Here is a 1,914-nt window from a genome sequence, read left to right on the forward strand (position 1 = left end):
CATTTGCTGCAACCCCGAAAGCGGCGCACCTTGACCATATCGGCCACGCCGGCCTTTGTGGCGCGTCGGCTGGTACCGCTGGTGGCTGACTTTCACACCCAGCACAGCGATCTCGATCTGCGCTTACATGCGTCCACGACACCGGTGAATTTCTCCACCCAGCAAATCGATGCCGCCATCCGTTACGGACACGGCCATTACCCCGGCCTGCACAGCGAATGCCTGCTGCACACGCAATATGCCCCGCTATGCAGCCCGCGCCTGGGCTTGCGCAAACCGGCCGAGTTAAACCGCCAGCCGTTGCTGCACTACATCTGGCAAGCCAGCCTGGCAAATCCGCCCGACTGGCCGGCCTGGGCGCGAAAAGCCGGCCTGGACGCGTTGGACTTTCAGCATGGCGTGACCTTCAGCGATGAAACGCATGCCATCGCCGCAGCCATCGCCGGCCAGGGCGTGGCCTTGTTGAATACCTGCTTGGTCGCCGATGAATTGGCGCAAGGCAGCTTGGTGCAGCCGTTCGGCCCCTCGCTGGATGGCTTTGCCTACTATCTGGTGTATCCAGCAGCGACAGCGCCCGACCCGGCGCTCGAGGCGTTACGTGCGTGGTTGCGCGACACCGTGTCGAATGCATCCAGCTAAAACACTCATGGCCCCCTGAGTCATCAACTGGAAACACCCTGTCTATCAACCTGAAATATTTGATTTAAAAAGAAATTCACTCTAAAGACCGGCGCCATCCGGCCGATGAAAGCGGCAGTCCCCAGCTTTCCCCATAGGCTACGCATGCGCTCCACCTTGTCCTCCAGCCGCCTTTCGCGGCTGATGCCGTCGCCGTCATTGCGCCTGCGTCTGATTCTGCGTTTGCTGGGTTTACTGTTGTTGTTATTGCTGATCGGCGGCGCCGCGGTGATCGCACTGGCCCATGCCGATCGACGCATGAGCGGGCTGGTCAGCAATGCCTTGAGTCCGGTCGCTGCCGTCGGACGCATCCAGAACGATTACAACGACAGCCTCAACGCCTTGACCCACGCCAGCCTGACCCGGCTGCCATCAGCGGTGGATGAGGCGAAGACCTTGATTCAGTCGAACCGGCTGGAGATCGAGCGCCACTGGAAAACCTTGCAGGCCAGCGGACTAGGCCAGCAACAAGCGCAATTGCTCGGCCTTGCCGACGTCCATCGCAAAGCCGCCGAGCAGGTGATGGACGAAGCCATCAAGCTGCTGGAGGGCGAACAATTCGACCTGGCCCAGTTGCAGGTCGCCTCCGATGTACAGCCTTCGTTCGCGCCACTGCATGCCGATTTCGCCAACCTGTTCGCCAAGGCCTGGCAGACCGGCGATGACGCGGCTGCCGCCGAGCATGTCACCAGCCGTCGCACGCTCGGCTACTTGCTGGCGCTGCTGCTCATCGGGCTACTCACTGCCGTCGCCGTGGACAGCCTGCTGATCCGCACTATCACCCGGCGACTGCGGCAAGCGGTTCACGTGGCACAGCGGATTGCCGCGGGCGATCTGGGCCATCGCTACGCTACCGGCAGCGCCGATGAAATCGGCAGCCTGCTGCGCGCCTTGCAGCAAATGGAGGGCCGACTATGTATGGTGGTGGGCGATGTGCAGCGCGGCGCCGAACGAGTGCATGCCGCCGCTGACCAACTAGCCCAGGGCAACGACGCGCTGAGCAAACGCACCCAGGCGCAGGCTGCTGGCCTTGAACAAGCCAGCAGTTCGATGGCGCAGATGACTCACGCCGTACAACGCAATGCCGACGGCGCCATCCGCGCCAACCAACTGGCCTCGGCGGCGCGCGAACAAGCCAGGCAAGGCAACGGCATGGTGACGGAAACCATGCGCTCGATGAGCGCCATCGGCGAGGCCGCACAGCGCATGGCCGACATCATCGGCAGCATCGACACA

Annotated in this window: 2 protein-coding genes; both read left to right on the plus strand. The window is 62.6% G+C overall.

Annotation, left to right across the window (positions count from 1 at the left end; translation table 11 throughout):
* A partial coding sequence (locus OUZ52_RS22680) for a LysR substrate-binding domain-containing protein (RefSeq protein ID WP_266160874.1) occupies positions 1-639 on the plus strand: 639 nt, incomplete at its 5' end.
* A 144-nt stretch (positions 640-783) separates the two neighbouring features.
* Positions 784-1,914, plus strand: a 1,131-nt coding sequence (locus tag OUZ52_RS22685) for a methyl-accepting chemotaxis protein (protein WP_266160875.1), incomplete at its 3' end; no start/stop codon positions are given.

Origin of the sequence: Dyella silvatica, from assembly GCF_026283955.1 — a bacterium.
In the GTDB taxonomy this organism is placed as follows: domain Bacteria; phylum Pseudomonadota; class Gammaproteobacteria; order Xanthomonadales; family Rhodanobacteraceae; genus Dyella_C; species Dyella_C silvatica.